An 18,166-nucleotide genomic window follows, 5' to 3' on the forward strand; every position below is an offset into this window, starting at 1 on the left:
ACAGGCGCAACGCCAGTGGCGGGGCGGCGAGATGCGGCAGCAGCGGCCGGAACGCTCGGCGCAGGCCGCCCAGCCGCAATGGCGCGGCAATGAAGCGCGGCCGGAGCAGCGCGGCCCCGCGACGGTCACCCGCTGGAACCGCGACCAGCAGCGTTTCGAGACCACGCCGCGCGGCGACGACAGGAACCGGCGCGGCTGGAACGGGCGGGACGGGGATCGGCCGAACTGGCAGGACAACCGGCGCGACAATGACCGCCGGGACTGGAATCGCGACGATCGGAACCGGAACGACCGGGATCGGGGCGACTGGAACCGGAACGATCGGGACAGGCGCGACGACCGCCGCTGGAACGGCGGCGGTTCGGGCTGGAACGGCGGGTCCGCCTGGAACGCTGGGCGGCGCTTCGACGACCGCACACGGTGGCAGGGGCAGAGGCGCTGGGACAATGGCTGGCGCAACGACCGGCGCTATGACTGGTACAGCTATCGCGCACGCTATGGCGACCGTTACCGGATCGGCCGCTATTATGCGCCGCGCGGCTGGAGCTATGGCTATTCGCGCTTTTCCATCGGGATCTTCCTGAACAGCCTGCTCTATTCGAACAGCTACTGGATCGACGATCCCTATTCCTACCGCCTGCCGCCCGCCTACGGCACGCTGCGCTGGATTCGCTATTATGACGACGCGCTGCTGGTCGACATACGCGACGGCTATGTGGTCGACGTGATCCACGATTTCTTCTGGTGATGCCGGAAGACAGGCGCTCCTGAACTGGCCTTCAGGACATACTGGGCCCGGAGCCGTGAGGTTCCGGGCCCTTTTCATTTGCGCCGGGCGCCCGCGCGGTGGCAGGAAAGCGGCATGAGCGAGATTGTTGACGATGGCGGCGTCGCCTCCGCGGCGCGGGCGCGGATCGGGGAGACGGTGCGGGCGCGGCTGGAGCGCAATCCGATGGTCAGTCGGATCGATACGCCGCACCTTGAGATCTATGGCCGGCAGGAATTTCTGAGCGCGGAGGAATGCGCGGGCCTGCGGGAACTGATCGATGCGGGGGCGCAGCCCTCCACGCTGTTTTCCGGCAGCGCCAATGCCGATTACCGCACCAGCGCGAGCTGCCATCTGAGCCCCTGGAGTCCGCTGGTGATGGCGGTAAGCGACCGGATCTGCGCGCTGATGGGCCTGGCCGGGGAGCATGGCGAAACCCTGCAGGGGCAGCGCTATCAGGCCGGGCAGGAATATAAGGCGCATTGCGACTATTTCCCGGTGACGGCCAGCTATTGGCCGGCCATGCTGAAGACCGGCGGGCAGCGGAGCTGGACGGCGATGATCTACCTGTCCCCGGTGGAGGCGGGCGGGGAGACGCATTTCCCCCATTGCGGGTTCATGGTCCCGCCGGTGGAGGGCATGCTGCTGATGTGGAACAATATGGAGCGGGACGGATCGCCCAATCCGTTCAGCCTGCACGCCGCGCGCCCGGTGGAGCGGGGCGCCAAATATGTCGTCACCAAATGGTTTCGGGAGCGGCCCTGGACGCCCTGATCCCCCGGCCGTCGCCGCTTCGGCCGCTGATACAAAGTGCGACATAAATGACTGATTCCTGACCGTTTCATTCCCGGCATGTTCAGGTGGCCGGACGCATAACCGTCTTCGTGGTCGGCGGAACCGGCGGGCCGGGGGAAAGTTTCCCCCCTCCCCACCGGACTTCAGCCGCCAGGCAATGGGAGAAGACCTATGCGTAAATTGATCATCTTGGGCCTGATGGCCGCCACCGTCATCCCAGGGGCCGCCATGGCCCAGTCCCGCGCCGAGGTGCGCGACAGCGCCCGCGACCTGCGCCAGGAACAGCGCGACCTGCGCGACGCCCAGCGCTACGGCAACCGGCGCGACGTGCGCGAGGAACGCCGCGACGTGCGCGAGGCGCGGCAGGAATTGCGGGAGGATTGGCGCGATTACCGCCGGTCGCACCGCGACGTCTATCGCGGCGGCAACTGGCGCGCGCCCTTCCGCTACAATCGCTGGGAAGTCGGCGCGCGGCTCCGGCCCGCTTATTACAGCTCGCGCTACTATATCGCCGACCCCTATCGCTATCGCCTGCCCCGCGCCGGCGCGAACCTGCGGTGGGTGAGGCATTATAACGACGTGCTGCTGGTCAATGTGCGGACCGGCCGGGTTATGGAAGTGCATCGCGGCTTCTTCTGGTAACGGCCGCCCGAATGACGAAACGGCCCCCGACGAAGGTCGAGGGGCCGTTTCCTTTTGCGCTATGGCGCTTTCGGTCCTGTTCATCCCCCTTGGCCGCGCCGCTCGTTTCCGGGCGGGCGCGGCCGATGGCGCGTGAAACGCACCATCAGTCCGAAAGGGGGTGGACCATATGGCGAAACGCCCGGCGCCCCTTTATGTTCCGCTGCGCGCCGCTCAGGCGGCCAGCGCCTCCGCGATCAGGCGGCGGCTGTTCTCCACGCCGTAGAGCGCGATGAAGCTGCCCATGCGCGGCCCCTGGTCCGCGCCCAGCAGCGTCTGGTAGAGCGCCTTGAACCAGTCGCGCAGTTCGGCAAAGCCATAGGCCTCGTCCTTGCCGATGGCGTAGACGATGTTCTGGATGTCCTCCGCCGTGGCGCCTTCCGGCAGGGCGGCGAGTTCCGCGTCCAGCCTGCGCAGGGCGGCGGCCTCGCTGTCGGTGGGGGCGCGGCGCCTGAGCGTCGGGGCGACGAAATCGCGGTGATAGGCGAGCGCGTGGCCGATCAGCGCGTCCAGTTCCGGATAGCTTTGCGCATTGGCGTCCGCGACATAGTTCTGCAGATAGCCCCAGACCTGTTCGCGGCTGGCGTCTCCCATCACGCCGACCAGGTTCAGCAGCAGGCCGAACGTCACCGGCAGGCGGCCCTCCGGCAGCTTGCCGTCATGGATGTGGTGGACCGGATTGCCCAGCTGCTGTTCGACCGGCTGGTTCGGATAATTGCCGCGGAACTGCCAATATTCGTCCACGGCGCGGGGGATGACGCCCATGTGGAGCTGCTTGGCCTTCTTCGGCTCGCGATAGGCGTAGAAGGCGAGGCTCTCCTGCGGGCCATAGGTCAGCCATTGCTCCAGGCTGAGGCCGTTGCCCTTGGACTTGGAGATCTTCTCGCCCTTTTCGTCGAGGAACATCTCGTAATTGAAGCCTTCGGGCGGGCGGGCGCCGAGCGCGCGGCAGATTTTCGACGACTGGGTGACGGAATCGATCAGATCCTTGCCCGCCATCTCATAATCGACGCCCAGCGCGACCCAGCGCATCGCCCAGTCGACCTTCCATTGCAGCTTCGCGCCGCCCGACAGGATCGACTGTTCGATGACGTCGCCCTCATCCTCGAAGCGGACGATGCCCTGGTCGGCGTCGATCACCTCCACCGGCACTTGCAGCACGATGCCCGTCTTCGGGCTGATCGGCAGGACCGGGGAATAGGTCGCCTGCCGTTCCTTGCGCAGGGTCGGCAGCATGATGTCCATGATGTCCCGATAATGGCGCAGGACGTTTTTCAGCGCGTCGTCGAACGCGCCGGACCTGTAGCGTTCCGTGGCGGAGACGAACTCGTAATCGAAGCCGAAGCGGTCGAGAAATTCCCGCAGCATGGCGTTGTTGTGATGCGCGAAGCTCTCGAACTTCTCGAACGGGTCGGGCACCTGCGTCAGCGGCTTGCCCAGATGCTGCGCCAGCATCGCCTGGTTGGGGACATTGTCCGGCACCTTGCGCAGCCCGTCCATGTCGTCGCTGAACGCGATCAGGCGGGTGGGGATGTCCGACAGCGCATGATAGGCGTTGCGGACCATGGTGGTGCGCAGCACTTCGTTGAACGTGCCGATATGCGGCAGGCCCGACGGGCCGTAGCCGGTTTCGAACAGCACATGGCCCTTTTCGGGCGCGCCGTTCTGATAGCGCTTCAGGAGCTTGCGCGCTTCCTCATAGGGCCAGGCCTTGGACGCCTGCGCGGCGGTGCGGATGATTTCGGACACGGTCATGATGCATGCCCCCTAAGCATTTTCGCGGCGGTTGGAAACATCTGACGACTCGGAAAACATCATGGCGGCGGGCCGAAAGGCTAAGGCTCCGTTAATATAGATCAGCCTTCATTTTGGACCCTAAGCGGCGATTCCAGGTGCCGAAATGGAGACGAATGGCGGCCTTCCCCCATCCCCATTTAACTTTGATTAACCTTGATGAGGCATATTTATCGGGAGCTTAGGGGGCTCAGGAGGGACTATGCAGCCGCGCAGCCGTCATAGAATAACGGTCGATATACCAGTCGTGGTGACGACGGTGCTCGACAGCATGGAAGGAACGATCGTCGATTTGAGCGAAGGCGGCGCGCAGGTCGCGGGCTGCGGCCTGCCGGTGCGCAGCCAGTGCCAGATCGACTATGAGGGCCATGTCGTGTTCGGCACGGTGCAATGGTCCGAAGAGGACCGCATGGGCATCCGCTTCCCCTATGAACTGGCCGACGGGCCGCTGTTCGACCGGCTGGAGATTGCGCGGGCGGCGCGGCTGACTCCCACGGCCCTTCAACCCCGGACTTTGGGCGCTCGTCCCGCCGGCGGTTTCGGACGTCGTTTCGGCTGAATCCGGCGCTTTTCAGGTTTCCCTTTTGTTCCCGTTCGCCTAAGCGGGACGGGTGATCGACCCCGCCGCCCTGCCCGCCCTTCACGCCAGCCATGGCGGCATCTGGCTTCGGGAAGCGGATCGCACCGCCGCCGTCGCCAAGGGCACGGCCATAGCGCGGACGGCCGAAACGCCGACATTGCTGCTGAACGCGCCGCTGACCGGACAGCGGCTGGGCTATCCCGACCTCAATGGCCTCGACCTGCTGGAATTATGGGCCTTCATCCATCCGGCGCGCTTCCTGGTGCCGACGCCCAAGGGGCTGGCCGAAGCGCTGGACCTGCCGCGTCCGGCGAGCGAATCCGATATTCCCGAACTGTTGCAGGCGGCGACCGCCGCCCTGTTGGCGACGCTGGAATCCCCTGCCTGGACGGAGCGCGAGGGCGGCTGGACGGCGGCGCAGGCGCTGCACCGGCTGCGATGGCCCTGGGCGCCGCTGCTGGCGGGCCGCATCGTCACGCCGAAGGAGGCGGAGCGCTGGCTCTTTTCCAAGCTGCCCGAATGGGAGGAGAACCCGCCGCGCCCTGCCCCGCGCACCGTGACGCTGCAACCCGATGCGGTGGTGGCGCGGCTGGAGCAGTTGACGGGCGCGGAGGCGGAGGCGCGGCCGGGGCAGCGCGCCTATGCGGCGGCGGCGGCGGAGATTTTCCGGCCCAGGGCGCATCGCGACCAGCCTAATATGCTGCTGGCGGAGGCGGGGACGGGGATCGGCAAGACCCTGGGTTATCTGGCGCCCGCGTCGCTCTGGGCCGGGGAGGCGCAGGGGACGGTGTGGATTTCCACCTATACCAAGGCGTTGCAGCGGCAATTGGACCGGGAAAGTCTGCGCCTCTTCCCCGATCCCGCCGTGGCGGCGAAGCGGGTGGTGGTGCGCAAGGGGCGGGAAAATTATCTCTGCCTGCTGAACCTGGAGGATGCGCTGCAAGGCGGCTTTGCGGGGCGGGCGGCGATATTGGCGCAACTGGTGGCGCGCTGGGCGGCCTTCACCAAGGATGGCGACATGATCGGCGGCGACCTGCCCGGATGGCTGCCGACCCTGTTCCGGCGCAACGGGTCGACGGCGCTGACCGACCGGCGCGGCGAGTGCATCTATGCGGGCTGTCCCCATTATCGAAAATGCTTCATCGAACGGTCGGCGCGGGCTTCGGCGGACGCGGACATCGTGATCGCCAATCATGCGCTGGTGATGATCAATGCGGCGCGGGGGCGGGAGACGGGGCAGGCGCCGCAGCGCATCGTGTTCGACGAGGGCCATCATCTGTTCGATGCGGCGGATTCGACCTTCTCCGTCGCGCTGTCGGGGCAGGAGGCGATCGAATTGCGCCGCTGGGTGATGGGGCCGGAGGGCAATGCGCGGGGGCGGCGGCGCGGGCTGGCGGCGCGGCTGTCGGACCTTGCCAGCTATGACGAGCAGGGCGGCGAGGCGATCAGGGCGGCGGCGGAGGCGGCGCGGGCGCTGCCCGCCGACGAATGGCTGAAGCGGATCGTCGCGGGCGAGCCGTTCGGGCCGGTCGAGCAATTGCTCGCCGCGGTGCGCGGGACGGTCTATGCGCGGGCCGCCGATGCGGGCGAGGCCGATGCGGGCTATGGGCTGGAAACCGAACTGGCCGAGCCGGACGGCGCGCTGGTCGAGGCCGCGCAGGAGGCGGCGCGGGCGCTCGATAATCTGCTGCGGCCGCTGACCCATCTGGGCAAGCGGATGGAGGCGGTGATCGAGGAAGCGCCCGACTGGTTGGACGGCGCGGCGCGGGCGCGGGTCGAGGGGGCGATCGCCTCGCTGGGCTGGCGGCGGGATCTGGTGACGGCCTGGTTGGCGCTGCTGGCGCGGATCGGCGGACCGGCGGACCCGGATTTCGTGGACTGGCTGGCGGTCGAGCGGATCGAGGGGCGGGAATTCGACATCGGCATCCACCGCCATTGGCTGGACCCGACGCGGCCTTTGGCGCAGGCGGTGCTGAAACCGGCGCAGGGGGTGCTGATCACCTCCGCCACATTGAAGGGCGGCGGCGACTGGGACAATGCGGCGAGCCGCAGCGGCGCGAACCACCTGCCGCGCGGGGCGGAGCAGTTCGAGGCGAGCAGCCCGTTCGACTATCCGGAACGGTCGGAAGTGCTGATCGTGACCGACATCAAGCGCGGGGACATCGCGGCATTGTCCGGGGCCTATGCGCGGCTGATCGAGGCGGCGGGCGGCGGGACTCTGGGGCTGTTCACCGCGATCCGGCGGCTGCGGGCGGTGCATGCGCGGATCGCGGACCGGCTGGCGCGGGCGGGGTTGCCGCTCTACGCGCAGCATGTGGACCCGATGGACACCGGCACGCTGATCGACATTTTCCGCGACGATCCCCGCGCTTCGCTGCTGGGCACCGATGCGCTGCGCGACGGGGTGGACGTGCCTGGCCATTCGCTGCGGCTGGTGGTGATGGAGGGAGTGCCCTGGTCCAAGCCCACGGTGCTGCACGCGGCGCGCAAGCTGGCGGGCGGCGGGAGCGCTTATGACGACCGGCTGATCCGGGCGCGTATGGCGCAGGCCTTCGGCCGGCTGATCCGGCGGGCGGAGGACCGGGGCAGCTTCGTCATCCTGTCCGCCGCCATGCCCAGCCGGTTGCTGAGCGCCTTTCCGCCCGGCACGCCGATCCGCCGCCTGACGCTGGACGAGGCGATCATATCGGTCAGCGGGCAATCCCGCGCTGGCCATGGGAGCCATGCCGCGTTAGGGCATCAGCAATTCGAATCCGGCACCTAGAGACTTTGTTTTCGTGATTTCCGAGTCAGCGGCTGTTCCACCCGCTTCGAAATCACTCTGCGACCTGGAGCAAAAATGAAGCGGTTGATCCTGTTCCGTCACGCCAAGTCCGATTGGGACGATCCGGTTGCGCGGGACTTCGACCGGCCGCTGAACGGCCGCGGGGAAAAGGCCGCGCTGGTCATGGGCGAGTTCGCCAGGGCAAAGGGCATCCGCTTCGACATGGTGGTCGCTTCCCCGGCGGTGCGGGTGGTGGAAACGCTCAACGTCTTCTTCACCGGCTATGGCGAGGTGGTCGATCCGCATTGGGACCGGCGCATCTATCTGGCCTCCACGCCGACCCTGTTCGACGTGATCCGCGACCTGCCCGACAGCGCCGACAGCGTGCTGATGTCGGGGCATAATCCGGGGCTGGAGGAACTGGTCCTGGACCTGGTTCCCGACGACGGCGCGAGTCCGCTGCGCGAGGATGTGGAGGTGAAGTTCCCGACCGCCTCCATCGCCGTCCTGGATCTGCCCATCGACCATTGGAGCGAGGCGAAGGCCAACATCGCCACCCTGGCCAGCTTCACGCGCCCACGCGACCTGGACCCGGCGCTGGGACCGGGCTCGCGCTGAGCGGGCGGTAACGCCGATCCTCCGGCGGCGGGCGGAGGCCCGCGATGGATCTGGCTCATGCAGCGGCGGTGGGATGATGGCTGCCCCGGACGTGGCCGGAATGCCGCATGCTGGCGTGCAGGAACGTCCATAGCGGAACGGATGGTCCCTATTCCCCGATCGCCTTGGCCAGAACGGCGCGGATGGCTTCCAGGCGCGGGAGCAGATCGGCGCCGGCGTCCGTTTCGTCATTCTTTGGCGCGGGGGTGGCTAACGGCGGATCGCCGCCGCCATCGGCCAGCGCCTTTTGCGCGCCGCGCACCGTGAAGCCCTCGACATTCAGCAGATGGTTGATCCGCCGCACCAGCGCCACGTCGGCCGGCCGGTAATAGCGGCGGTTGCCCGATCGCTGGAGCGGGCGGAGTTGGGTGAAGCGCGTTTCCCAATAGCGCAGGATATGCTGCGGCAGACCGAGTTCGCTCGCCAGCTCGCTGATCGTCAGAAATGCGCCCTCTGCCTTTTCCATGGTCCTGATGTTGCACCTGTAGCGGCGCAAAGGTCAACCTTCGGGAAAATGGCTGTTTTGACGGCCGCCCTCTCAGGCCGAAGCGACACGGTCCCGCATCGTCTGGCTGGCGCGGAAGGTCAGCACCCGGCGCGGCTCGATCGGCACTTCGACGCCCGTCTTGGGGTTGCGGCCCATGCGCTGCGTCTTGTCCCGCAGCACGAAAGTGCCGAAGCTGGAGATCTTCACATTTTCCCCGCGTTCGAGCGCGGCGGACATATGCTCCAAAATGGATTCGATCAAGGTTGCCGCCTCTGCCCGCGAAAGGCCAATATGACGGTTCACGCTCTCCGCGAGATCCGCGCGCGTCAGAGTTCCGTTACCGCTCATAGCATTTCCCCACCTTGACACCCGTCAAGCCTAAATGCGGGTGATCATTCGACAATGTGCGCGATTTTGCATGATTCGGCAAGATCAGCGGTTGCCGAAATCCTTAAAAAACCGTGAAAATTGGACGGTATAGCGGTCCCGGAATGGGATTTGCGAGGGCCATGGGCAGGGATGTCGTCCGTTTTGGGCGGGATCGAGTGGGATCGAGGGCATCGCGGACCGGAGCAGGTACCGCCTGATGCCGGCAAAGGGTGGAGAGCGGACGTTCCCCCTCCCGCAAGCGGGAGGGGGTTAGGGGGTGGGCTGGCGCAACATTCGCGTTGTTTTGCAACGGCCAAGTCAGAAGCTCCCCCGGATCAAGTCCGGGGTCGCGCCCACCCCTAACCCCTCCCGTTTACGGGAGGGGAATGTCTTGGGATGGCCAAAGCCCGCCCTACACGCGCAGGACGCAGGCGCCCCAGGTGAAGCCGCCGCCCATCGCCTCCAGCACCAGCAGGTCGCCGGACTTTATGCGTCCGTCGCGCATGGCGAGGTCGAGCGCCAGGGGGACCGACGCTGCGGAGGTGTTGGCGTGGCGATCCACCGTCATCACCACCTTTTCCGGGGAGAGTTTCAGCTTGCGCGCGGTCGCGTCGAGGATGCGGGCATTGGCCTGGTGCGGGACCAGCCAGTCGATGTCCGCCGGGGTCATGTCGGCGGCGGCCATCACCTCGGTCAGCACGGAGGCGAGGTTGGTGACGGCGTGGCGGAAGACTTCCTGACCCTTCATGCGCAGCTTGCCGACCGTCTGCGTGGTCGAAGGGCCGCCGTCGACATAGAGAAGCTGGTTGTGGCGGCCGTCGGCATGGAGTTTCGAGGCGAGGATGCCGCGCCTGCCGTCGGCGCTTTCCTCCGCGCCCAGCACGACCGCGCCCGCGCCGTCGCCGAAGAGGACGCAGGTGGTGCGGTCTTCCCAGTCGAGGATGCGGCTGAAGGTTTCGGAACCGATCACGATGGCGTTGCGCGCCGCGCCGGAGCGGATCATGCTGTCGGCCACGGTGACGGCATAGAGGAAGCCGGAGCAGACCGCCGCCACGTCGAAGGCGACGCAATCGTCGATGCCCAGCGCAGCCTGGACGATGGTCGCGCTGGCGGGGAAGGTCTGGTCGGGCGTGGCCGTCGCCAGGATGATCAGGTCGATGTCGCTCGCGCCGATCCCGGCGGCTTCCAGCGCCGCCCTGGCCGCGTCGGTGGCGAGGGTGGCGGTGGTTTCGCCCTCCCCCGCTATGTAGCGGGTGCGGATGCCGGTGCGCTCGACGATCCATTCGTCGCTCGTGTCCACGGTTTCCGCCAGTTCGGCATTGCTGACGGCGCGGGCCGGCAGGGCGGAGCCCGTGCCCAGGAGAATGGATCGGCGGATCACTTTGCGGGCAGCTCCATCCTGGATGCGGGGGCGGTCAGCCCCTCGATCCCATGCATGTCGGCGGCGATGCGCCGGGTGATGTCTTCCTCCAGCAGCCGGGCGGCGACATGGACGGCATTGGCGACGCCCTTGTCGTTGGCGCTGCCGTGGCTTTTCACCACCACGCCATTCAGGCCCAGGAAAACGGCGCCATTATGGTTGTTTGGGTCGAGATGATGGCGCAGCAGGTGCATGGCGGGCTTGGAGATCAGGAAACCGAGCTTCGAGCGGATCGAGCTGGTGAAGGCGGTGCGCAGCAGGTCGGTGACGAAGCGGGCCGTGCCCTCCGCCGTCTTGAGCGCGACATTGCCGGAAAAGCCGTCCGACACGATGACGTCGACATCGCCCCGGCCGATCTTGTCGCCTTCGGTGAAACCGTCGAAGGACAGCGGCAGGCTGGTCGCGGCGCGCAGGATGGCGGCGGCGTCGCGGATTTCCTCCGTCCCCTTCATCTCTTCCGTGCCGATGTTCATCAGCCGGACGCGGGGGCGTTCCAGGTCAAGAGCGATGCGGGCATAGGCCGCGCCCATCACCGCGAACTGGACGAGGTTGCGGGCATCGCATTCGGTGTTGGCGCCCAGGTCCAGCATGACCACGTCATTGTCGCCCAGCGTCGGCAGCATGGCGGCCAGCGCGGGACGGTCGACGCCCTTCATGGTGCGCAGCGCCAGCTTCGCCATCGCCATCAGCGCGCCGGTATTGCCGGAGGAGACGGCAGCGCCGCACTCGCCCGCCTTCACCGCCGCGATGGCCATGCTCATGGAGCTGGTCTTCTTGCGGATGGCGACGCTGGGCTTGTCGCCCGCATCCACGACATCGGGCGCGTGGACGATTTCCGACGCGGCGCGCAGATTGGGGTGGTTGTCGAGCGCGGCCTTGATCCGCGCCTCGTCTCCGAAAAGGGTGAAGCGCAGTCCTTCGTGACGGCGACGGGCGAGCGCCACGCCCGCCATCATCACGCGCACGCCTTCATCCCCGCCCATCGCGTCGATTGCGATTCGCGGTTGGCTGGACAAGTTAACGCACCCTTTTCAGGAGAAATTCCGGAACGTCAGGCCCCGACGGCGACGATTTCGCGACCGTTATAATGACCGCAGGCGTCGCAGAGATTGTGCGGACGCTTCAGTTCGCCGCAGTTGGAGCATTCCTGATAGGCCTCGACGCGCAGCGAGTCATGGCTGCGGCGCATGCCGCGGCGGGACGGGGACGTTTTCCTCTTGGGGACAGCCATGTCGGCACCTTATTCCATAAATTGATCTGTTAGTGCGACTGGCCGTATCCGATGGATGCCGACGCCAACGGCGCCGCAGACCCATGCGGCCCGGATGATCGCGAAGCCCTGCGCCTATAGCGTTTTTTGGCCCATGCGCAAGTCCTTCCTTGCCCCGGCATGGCGCCGCCCTATTCTGGGGGCGTCACGATAAAAGGGGGGAAATCCGATGTTGCTGCCGATCACGCTGACCCTGGCCGCGGCCTGCGCGCTGATCAACATGTGGCTGGGGTTCCGCTGCACGCGAATCCGGATCGCGAGCCAGGTGATGCATGGCGACGGCGGCAGCGCGATGCTGGCCAGGCGGATGCGCGCCCATGCCAATTTCATCGAATATGTGCCGGTGACGCTGATTTTGTTCGGACTGGTGGAACTGGCGGTCGGCGCGTCGATCTGGCTGTGGGGCGCGGCGCTGGTGCTGGTGCTGGCGCGAATCGGCCATGGATTCGGGATGGATGCGGACAAGCCGACCGTCTGGCGCGCGGGCGGGGCGCTGCTGACCTGGGTGGTGATGGTCGGCATGGCGGTGACGGCGCTCGCCATCGCCTATGGCGCGACGCGGGAAGTGCCCGCGCCGCCCGCCATGGCGATGATTCGCTGACGCTCAAGCCAGGACGGCATCCCCCACGAAGGGATTGGTGCGGCGTTCATGGGCGAAATTGCTCATCGGGCCGTGGCCGGGGACGAAGGCCGTGTCGCCGCCCAGGGGCCATAGCTTGCCGGTGATCGCGTCGATCAGATCCTGATGATTGCCCATCGGGAAGTCGGTGCGGCCGATGGAACCCTGGAACAGCACGTCGCCGACGATGGCGAGCTTGCTGGGGGCGTGGTGGAAGACGACATGGCCCGGCGTGTGGCCGGGGCAATGATAGACGTCGAGCGTGAGGTTGCCGACCGTCACCTGGTCGCCGTCCTTCAGCCAGCGGTCGGGTTCGAAGCTTTCGCCGTTGATGCCATATCTCGCGCCGTCCTCGCCCAGCCGGTCGATCCAGAAGCGGTCGGCTTCATGGGGGCCTTCGATCGGCACGCCCAGGTCGCGGGCGAGGATGCCCGCCTGGCCGCAATGGTCGATATGGCCGTGGGTGACGAGGATCTTCTCTATGGTGACGCCATGCTGCTCGGCCGCCTTCCTGAGCAGCGGCAGATCGCCGCCCGGATCGACGAAGGCGCCGCGATTGGTCGCCGTGCACCAGAAGAGCGTGCAATTCTGCTGGAGCGGCGTGACGGGGATCAGGGCGGCTTTGAGGGGCGGAGTCGTCATGGCGTTGATGTGGCGAAGCTGCGCGCCGGGCGCAAGGCTTTGGGGAGGGGGAGGGGTTTTGCAGCTCCGGTCCGAGGCGGCTGGTGTGGATTACCTTCATCCCCCCTCCCGCAGGCGGGAGGGGGTTAGGGGGTGGGTTGGCGCGACATCTGCATTGTTTTGCAACGGGGCTAAGTCAGAAGCTCGCTCCGCTCGCGCCCACCCCTGGCCCCTCCCGCCTGCGGGAGGGGAATATCTTGGATCGGCCAAAGGCCCTCTTACCCTATTTCCCCCGTCGCGAAGGGTTCCGCCAGGCTGATGCTGTCGAGCACCTTGGCGGTTTCGTCGCGCACGCGGAGCATCACGCGGTGCAGGCGGCATTCCGATTCGGGCAGGCAGTTGGTGCAGGTCTCATGCGCAAAGCGGCTGGCGCAGGGCGTGAGCGCGAGCGAGCCGCGGGTCAGCCGGACGATGTCGCCATAGCTGATGTCCACCGGGGCCAGCGCCAGCCAATAGCCGCCGTCGCGCCCTCGCTGGGTCGCGACCAGTCCCTCCCGCGCCAGTTCCGACAGGATCACCGTCAGGAATTTGGACGGGATGTTCTGGCGCGTGGCGATCTCGTTCAGCGGCACCGGACCCTGCCGGTAGCGGTCTGCGAGATGCTGGAGGGCGCGGATGGCGTAACGGGTCTTCTGCGAAAGCATGGGGCTGTTATTCGCTGCCGCCGCAGATTTGACAAGTCATCAGGGCGCGGGATTCAGCGCCTGGCGCGCCTGTTTCGGAAAATCGCTGAACATCGCGTCGACGCCCGTTCCGGCGACCGCCCGGACATAGCCGGCGAAATCGCCCCGGCCCTGCGGATCGTCGGGGCGCTGGAAGGCGGCGGGCAGGAAGCCGTTTTCCATGCGCAGCGTCCAGACATGGACTTGCAATCCGGCCTGATGGGCGCGTTCGACCAGTCCCGTCGGGCCTTCGGGCGCCAGCACCATGGCCGCCGCCGGGCCGATGCCGTCGGCATAGTCCGCGACCTGCCGCAGCCCCTGCGCCGTCATCATGTCGGCATAGCTCGTCCCCGGCTCGTCGGCGGGACCGCCCTCGCCCGCAACGAGCTGGATCAGGCGCAGGCGCGACGCGGCGCGCAGGGCCTTGAGATTGCCGACCTCGAAGGACTGGATGAAGACCGGATCGGCCTCCGTCTGATAGCCGTAGCGGCTGAGCAGATTGAGCAAGGGCGCCTGATGCGGCAGGCCGATGCCCGCGAAATAGGCGGGATGCTTGGTTTCGGGATAGAGGCCGATGCGGCGGCCGGTTTCCGCCTCCTTGGCGCGGACCAGCTTCACGATCTCCTCGAAGGTGGGAATCGGGTAGAGGCCGTCGAAGCGGCTGTTCGCGGGCCGAAGCTGCGGCAGCCGTTCGCGGGCGCGCAGCGTGCGCAGTTCCGCGAGCGTGAAATCCTCCGTGAACCAGCCGGTGACGGGCTGGCCGTCGATGGTCTTGCTGGTCCTGCGCGCGGCGAATTCGGGGTGATCGGCGACGTCGGTGGTGCCGCTTATCTCATTTTCATGCCGGGCGACGAGGACGCCGTCGCTGGTCAGCACCAGGTCCGGCTCGATATAGTCGGCGCCCTGGTCGATGGCGCGTTCATAGGCGGCGAGCGTATGTTCGGGCCGTTCGCCGCTGGCTCCGCGATGGGCGATGATGAAGGGTTCCGCCCCGGTCTCCGTCATCGCTGGCGCCGCCGTCAAAAGGGTGAGGAGGAGGAATGTTCGGAGCATCCCCCTCAAAATCATGCCTTCACGCCCTCCAGGGCTTCCTCATAGGTCGTCGCCTTGAAACCGACGATGGTGCGGTCGCCCAGGTCCAGGATCGGACGCTTGATCATCGAGGGATTGCTCATCATCAGCAGAATCGCCTTTTCCGAATCGATATGCGCCTTGTCGCCCGCGTCCAGCGCCTTGAAGGTGGTGCCGGAACGGTTGAGGATGGTTTCCCACCCATGCTCCATCACCCATTCCTCCAGCTTCGCCTTGTCGACGCCCGACACCTTGTAGTCGTGGAAGCTGTATGGCTTGCCGCTATTGTCCAGGAAATTGCGCGCCTTCTTGATCGTGTCGCAATTCTTGATGCCGTACATGGTCAGCATGGCCGTTATCCCTTGAACGCGGTGACTTCGATCTCGATCTTCATCTCCGGCTTGATGAGGCCGGTGACGATGCAGCTTGCGGCGGGGCGGATGTCGCCGAAGACCGGCGCGGTCGCCTCCCCCAGCACGTCCCAATAGGCGGGGTCCGTGATGTAATAGGTGACGCGCACCACGTCCGCGAAGGAGAAGCCCGCCTCCTGCAGCGCCCGGCCGATGACCTTCAGCGCATTCTTGCCCTGGTCGACGACGGATTCGGGCATGGCCTTTGTTTCGGGATCGGTGCCGGTGGTGCCGGCGACGAAGCACCAGTCGCCCTGGACGACGGCGCGCGAATAGCCGACCTGCGCCTCGAAAGGCGAGCCGGAGGAAATGAGCTGGCGGGGCATGGAAGTTCCCTGTGCAGAACGGAGCGAAAAGGATCGCTGCGGCTCTTGCCCCGTTCGCAGGATGCTGTCCAGCGCCTTTTGCCCGGCGGGAACGGCGCGGGCCGCCGGCCGTTGGAGCGAGGAAGGAGACAGAGCATGAACCGACCCGACGACAGCCCCTTCCCCGACGCGGGGGAGGAAAATGACGAACAGGCCGAAGCGGGGTCGCAGGCGCAGGACGTGGCCGACGAGGCGCGGGCGCGGTCGACGGACCTGGCCGAGGACAGCGAGCGCGGCGGACGGCCCAATCCCGCGCAGATCATTCCCGACGACACGCCCGATCTGGTCGAACGGATGGAGGAAATGAACCGATCCGGCCGGATCGACAATGACGCCTTCGCCGGCGAACCGCAGATGGACGATGAGGAGGATATATTGGGGCCGACCGAGGACGAGGAATAAGGTCCGGCCGCCGGCCTGCTATCCGGCTAAGCCGCGTTCTGGTCCAGCGACAGGTTGATCATCCCCCGCGCCATATGGCCGAGCGCATCGGCCATGGCAGCGGCGAGTTGCGGGTCGATGCCCGGTTGCGCCTTTATGGCGCGGGTCATGGCGGCGGACCATTGATCCGCCAGCCCCGCGGTGATCGGGAAGGCGCGGTGCAGCGACATGATGCACTGGCCGCGTTCGAACCAGTCGCGCGGACCGCCCGACCATCCCGCCAGGAAACGGGTGAGGCCATGGCGCACGGCGCGCAGGTCCGCCGCATGGATGGCGCGCAGATCGGCATAGGCGCGGTCCCGGTCGATCAGGTCGTAGAAGCGGTTGGCGATGGCGGCGACGGTCGCCTCGCCGCCGATGCGGGCATAGGGGGTGGTCATGGGGCCTCCTGCTGGTCGGGCCAGCGTGGCGGCCTGTGCCCGCGAGTCATTGATATGGATCAAATCGCGCGTTTTTGACGCGAGACGGCAGGGACGCCTTTCGTTATGGCCGCGTCATGAGCCGAGGAACCAGGAAGACGCGCAATGAGGTGATCTGGCTGGCGCAGGCGCGCCGGGCCGGGCGCGGACGCCTGCCACCCAGGAAGCCCAAGGGGCCTTCGGTCGCCATGCTGGTGATCGGCGGGGTTCTGATGGGCGCGGGCCTGGGCTGGTTCGGGCCGGATCTGGCGCAGCGCTTCCAGAGCAGTTGGCGGGAGGTGGCGTCGCCCGTCGCGGGGGACAAGCTGTCGGCGCGGTTCGGCTTCTGCCATGTCGGCGGCGGCGCCGATTGCGTGGTCGACGGGGACACCTTCTGGTTCCGCGGCGAAAAGATAAGGGTGATGGACATCGACGCGCCCGAAACGCATGGTCCGCGCTGCGCCCAGGAAGCGGCGCTGGGGGCGCGGGCGACGCAGCGATTGCAGCAGTTGATGAACGCCGGTCCCTTCTCGCTGGAAAGCGGCGATCGGGAGACGGACCGCTATGGGCGGGCGCTGCGGGTGGTGACGCGGGGCGGGCAGTCGATCGGCGAGATGCTGGTGGCCGAAGGGTTGGCGCGGGAATGGGACGGGGCGCGGCATCCGTGGTGTTGATTGCCCGGCATTGATCGGCCCGTGCTGATCGGCCTGGCGTTGAAGGAGGGCTGAGGGAGGGCGGCTCCCTCAGCCTTTCCGTTTTTTAGCGGCAGCTCAGATTGCCGCGGTCGATTTCGCGGCCGAGCAGAGCGCCCGCGCCCGCGCCGATGAGGATGCCCGCCGTGTTGGAATAACCCCGGTCGAGCTGGCCGCCGAGCAGGCCGCCCAGCGCCGCGCCGACGATCAGGCCGGTCGTGCCGTCCGAGCGGCGGCAATAATAGCGGTCGTCATAGCCGCGATAGATGCGCGTCGAGCGGGTCACGCGGATCGGCTCATAGCCGCCGCGATAATAGCGGTCGGGCCGGTAATAGCGGCCATAGCGCGGGTCCGGACGGTTCCAGTCATAGCTGTAAATCACGCGGCCGGGGCGCTGGTAACGGTCATGCTTGCCGCCATGCTTCCAGTCGTTGCGGCCGTGGCCGGGATTATGCTTCTTGCCGTGACCGGCCCAGGGCGGCGGATCAGCGGCGGCCGGAGCCGCGCTCAACGCCACGGCGCCGAGGGACAGGGCGGCAAGGGCGGTTTTCAGGGTGAACTTCATCTCAGGCTCCCTTGGTTATGATGAGGGAGAACATCCGAATGCACATAAACGTTGCATGAACGGAACAAAAACGAGGCGTTAATTTGGAGGTCAGGCTAGGAAGGTGATTGGGATATTGCGCCACCAATATGGTGGGAGATTGGACCGAAATGGTGTGATCGTCTTGCAATCGGGAGGCGGGAGGGGCATCTTCGCCGCATGAAGAGCCGTACCGATCTGCAAGACAAGCTGGCTGAGCAAGGCAGCACGCCTGAGCGCGGCTATGCTGCGTGGAAGCGCGGGAAGATTGAGCGGGGGCTGGCGCAGGCGGAAGATCGTGCCGGAATGATCCCGATGGAACGGATATTGCGCGACTTCGGGCTTGAACGTTAATTTTACGCCGCAAGCGCGGGACGATCTGGCGGCGATCCGGGACTGGATCGCGCAGGATGATGAGCGGGCGGCCGAGAAGGTGGTCGCGCGGGTCGTGCAGACGGCGATGATGTTCGGGCAGTTTCCGTTGCTTGGGCGTGCAGGTGTCGTGGAAGGCACGCGGGAGTTTTCGGTGGTCGGCTTGCCCTATCTGATCGTCTATCGGATTGAATCAGATATTGAGGTGGATGTGCTGACGATTATTCATACGCGGCGGATGTATCCGGCTGAATAAACACAGCGCTAAATTCTCTTGCCCTTAATCTTG

The 18,166-nt window shown here is 66.5% G+C and carries 24 protein-coding genes; 11 read left to right on the plus strand and 13 right to left on the minus strand.

Going from position 1 to position 18,166, the window contains the following annotated elements:
• The 3 genes from L286_RS45660 to L286_RS45670 all read left to right on the plus strand — a co-directional run.
• On the plus strand, positions 1–748 hold a 748-nt coding region (locus tag L286_RS45660; RefSeq protein WP_021224017.1), incomplete at its 5' end, for an RcnB family protein.
• Between the two features lie 114 nt (positions 749–862).
• Positions 863–1,540 (plus strand): prolyl hydroxylase family protein, encoded by a 678-nt coding sequence (locus L286_RS45665; RefSeq protein WP_020819886.1) that lies wholly within the window; start codon positions 863–865, stop codon positions 1,538–1,540.
• A 192-nt stretch (positions 1,541–1,732) separates the two neighbouring features.
• The gene (locus tag L286_RS45670; protein WP_007683103.1) at positions 1,733–2,203 is read left to right on the plus strand and encodes an RcnB family protein; all 471 of its coding nucleotides are present in this window, start codon (positions 1,733–1,735) and stop codon (positions 2,201–2,203) included.
• Positions 2,204–2,416: 213 nt separating this feature from the next.
• Here L286_RS45670 and L286_RS45675 read toward each other — a convergent pair whose 3' ends face one another.
• Positions 2,417–3,997 carry a lysine--tRNA ligase gene (locus tag L286_RS45675; RefSeq protein WP_020819887.1) on the minus strand — a complete coding sequence of 527 codons (1,581 nt, stop codon included), beginning with the start codon at positions 3,995–3,997 and terminating at the stop codon, positions 2,417–2,419.
• A 241-nt stretch (positions 3,998–4,238) separates the two neighbouring features.
• Here L286_RS45675 and L286_RS45680 point away from each other — a divergent pair, with 241 nt between their 5' ends.
• The 3 genes from L286_RS45680 to L286_RS45690 all read left to right on the plus strand — a co-directional run bounded on the left by L286_RS45680 (position 4,239) and on the right by L286_RS45690 (position 7,998).
• A complete protein-coding gene (locus tag L286_RS45680; protein ID WP_013041332.1) occupies positions 4,239–4,595 on the plus strand; it encodes a PilZ domain-containing protein in 357 nt (118 codons plus the stop codon).
• A 52-nt stretch (positions 4,596–4,647) separates the two neighbouring features.
• The gene (locus L286_RS45685; protein WP_020819889.1) at positions 4,648–7,380 is read left to right on the plus strand and encodes an ATP-dependent DNA helicase; all 2,733 of its coding nucleotides are present in this window, start codon (positions 4,648–4,650) and stop codon (positions 7,378–7,380) included.
• Between the two features lie 75 nt (positions 7,381–7,455).
• Complete coding sequence (locus L286_RS45690) at positions 7,456–7,998, plus strand: SixA phosphatase family protein (protein WP_007683108.1); 543 nt, start codon at positions 7,456–7,458, stop codon at positions 7,996–7,998.
• 148 nt (positions 7,999–8,146) lie between these two features.
• On the opposite strand, the gene L286_RS45695 is transcribed toward L286_RS45690, so the two are convergent.
• From L286_RS45695 to rpmF, 5 genes are all read right to left on the minus strand, one after another.
• Positions 8,147–8,503: a MerR family transcriptional regulator gene (locus tag L286_RS45695; RefSeq protein ID WP_020819891.1), complete on the minus strand. Its 357-nt coding sequence runs from the start codon at positions 8,501–8,503 to the stop codon at positions 8,147–8,149.
• Positions 8,504–8,575: 72 nt separating this feature from the next.
• A complete protein-coding gene (ihfA, locus tag L286_RS45700) occupies positions 8,576–8,872 on the minus strand; it encodes an integration host factor subunit alpha (RefSeq protein ID WP_007687990.1) in 297 nt (98 codons plus the stop codon).
• 433 nt (positions 8,873–9,305) lie between these two features.
• Positions 9,306–10,274, minus strand: a complete 969-nt coding sequence (locus tag L286_RS45705; RefSeq protein ID WP_020819892.1) for a beta-ketoacyl-ACP synthase III — start codon at positions 10,272–10,274, stop codon at positions 9,306–9,308.
• Positions 10,271–11,296, minus strand: coding sequence for a phosphate acyltransferase PlsX (gene plsX, locus L286_RS45710; protein WP_020819893.1), 1,026 nt, complete (start codon positions 11,294–11,296; stop codon positions 10,271–10,273). The genes L286_RS45705 and plsX overlap by 4 nt, the downstream gene beginning before the upstream one ends.
• A gap of 68 nt (positions 11,297–11,364) precedes the next feature.
• Positions 11,365–11,544 (minus strand): 50S ribosomal protein L32, encoded by a 180-nt coding sequence (rpmF, locus tag L286_RS45715; RefSeq protein WP_007687984.1) that lies wholly within the window; start codon positions 11,542–11,544, stop codon positions 11,365–11,367.
• A 208-nt stretch (positions 11,545–11,752) separates the two neighbouring features.
• Between rpmF and L286_RS45720 the strand changes: the two genes are divergently transcribed.
• Complete coding sequence (locus tag L286_RS45720; protein ID WP_007687982.1) at positions 11,753–12,184, plus strand: MAPEG family protein; 432 nt, start codon at positions 11,753–11,755, stop codon at positions 12,182–12,184.
• A 3-nt stretch (positions 12,185–12,187) separates the two neighbouring features.
• On the opposite strand, the gene L286_RS45725 is transcribed toward L286_RS45720, so the two are convergent.
• The 5 genes from L286_RS45725 to L286_RS45745 form a co-directional block, all read right to left on the minus strand.
• Positions 12,188–12,844 (minus strand): MBL fold metallo-hydrolase, encoded by a 657-nt coding sequence (locus L286_RS45725; protein ID WP_007687980.1) that lies wholly within the window; start codon positions 12,842–12,844, stop codon positions 12,188–12,190.
• Positions 12,845–13,101: 257 nt separating this feature from the next.
• The gene (locus tag L286_RS45730) at positions 13,102–13,527 is read right to left on the minus strand and encodes an RrF2 family transcriptional regulator (RefSeq protein WP_020819894.1); all 426 of its coding nucleotides are present in this window, start codon (positions 13,525–13,527) and stop codon (positions 13,102–13,104) included.
• A 39-nt stretch (positions 13,528–13,566) separates the two neighbouring features.
• A complete protein-coding gene (locus L286_RS45735; protein WP_025161066.1) occupies positions 13,567–14,613 on the minus strand; it encodes a glycerophosphodiester phosphodiesterase in 1,047 nt (348 codons plus the stop codon).
• Positions 14,610–14,966 (minus strand): ArsC family reductase, encoded by a 357-nt coding sequence (locus tag L286_RS45740; RefSeq protein ID WP_021224020.1) that lies wholly within the window; start codon positions 14,964–14,966, stop codon positions 14,610–14,612. The genes L286_RS45735 and L286_RS45740 overlap by 4 nt, the downstream gene beginning before the upstream one ends.
• Positions 14,967–14,971: 5 nt before the next feature.
• Positions 14,972–15,352, minus strand: coding sequence for a RidA family protein (locus L286_RS45745; protein ID WP_020817966.1), 381 nt, complete (start codon positions 15,350–15,352; stop codon positions 14,972–14,974).
• 135 nt (positions 15,353–15,487) lie between these two features.
• Between L286_RS45745 and L286_RS45750 the strand changes: the two genes are divergently transcribed.
• Positions 15,488–15,793, plus strand: coding sequence for a hypothetical protein (locus L286_RS45750; RefSeq protein ID WP_007687970.1), 306 nt, complete (start codon positions 15,488–15,490; stop codon positions 15,791–15,793).
• Between the two features lie 26 nt (positions 15,794–15,819).
• Here L286_RS45750 and L286_RS45755 read toward each other — a convergent pair whose 3' ends face one another.
• On the minus strand, positions 15,820–16,212 hold the full coding sequence (locus L286_RS45755; RefSeq protein ID WP_013041321.1) for a globin domain-containing protein: 393 nt from the start codon (positions 16,210–16,212) through the stop codon (positions 15,820–15,822).
• Between the two features lie 116 nt (positions 16,213–16,328).
• On the opposite strand from L286_RS45755, the gene L286_RS45760 reads away from it, so the two are divergent.
• Positions 16,329–16,904, plus strand: coding sequence for a thermonuclease family protein (locus L286_RS45760; RefSeq protein ID WP_020817965.1), 576 nt, complete (start codon positions 16,329–16,331; stop codon positions 16,902–16,904).
• An 85-nt stretch (positions 16,905–16,989) separates the two neighbouring features.
• On the opposite strand, the gene L286_RS45765 is transcribed toward L286_RS45760, so the two are convergent.
• Positions 16,990–17,487: a glycine zipper 2TM domain-containing protein gene (locus L286_RS45765; RefSeq protein WP_020817964.1), complete on the minus strand. Its 498-nt coding sequence runs from the start codon at positions 17,485–17,487 to the stop codon at positions 16,990–16,992.
• Between the two features lie 198 nt (positions 17,488–17,685).
• On the opposite strand from L286_RS45765, the gene L286_RS49095 reads away from it, so the two are divergent.
• Positions 17,686–17,859: a hypothetical protein gene (locus L286_RS49095; protein ID WP_020817963.1), complete on the plus strand. Its 174-nt coding sequence runs from the start codon at positions 17,686–17,688 to the stop codon at positions 17,857–17,859.
• Positions 17,849–18,133, plus strand: a complete 285-nt coding sequence (locus tag L286_RS45770; protein WP_020817962.1) for a type II toxin-antitoxin system RelE/ParE family toxin — start codon at positions 17,849–17,851, stop codon at positions 18,131–18,133. The genes L286_RS49095 and L286_RS45770 overlap by 11 nt, the downstream gene beginning before the upstream one ends.
• Positions 18,134–18,166: the final 33 nt, after the last annotated feature.

It is taken from the genome of Sphingobium sp. HDIP04, from assembly GCF_000445085.1.
Lineage (GTDB): Bacteria > Pseudomonadota > Alphaproteobacteria > Sphingomonadales > Sphingomonadaceae > Sphingobium > Sphingobium indicum.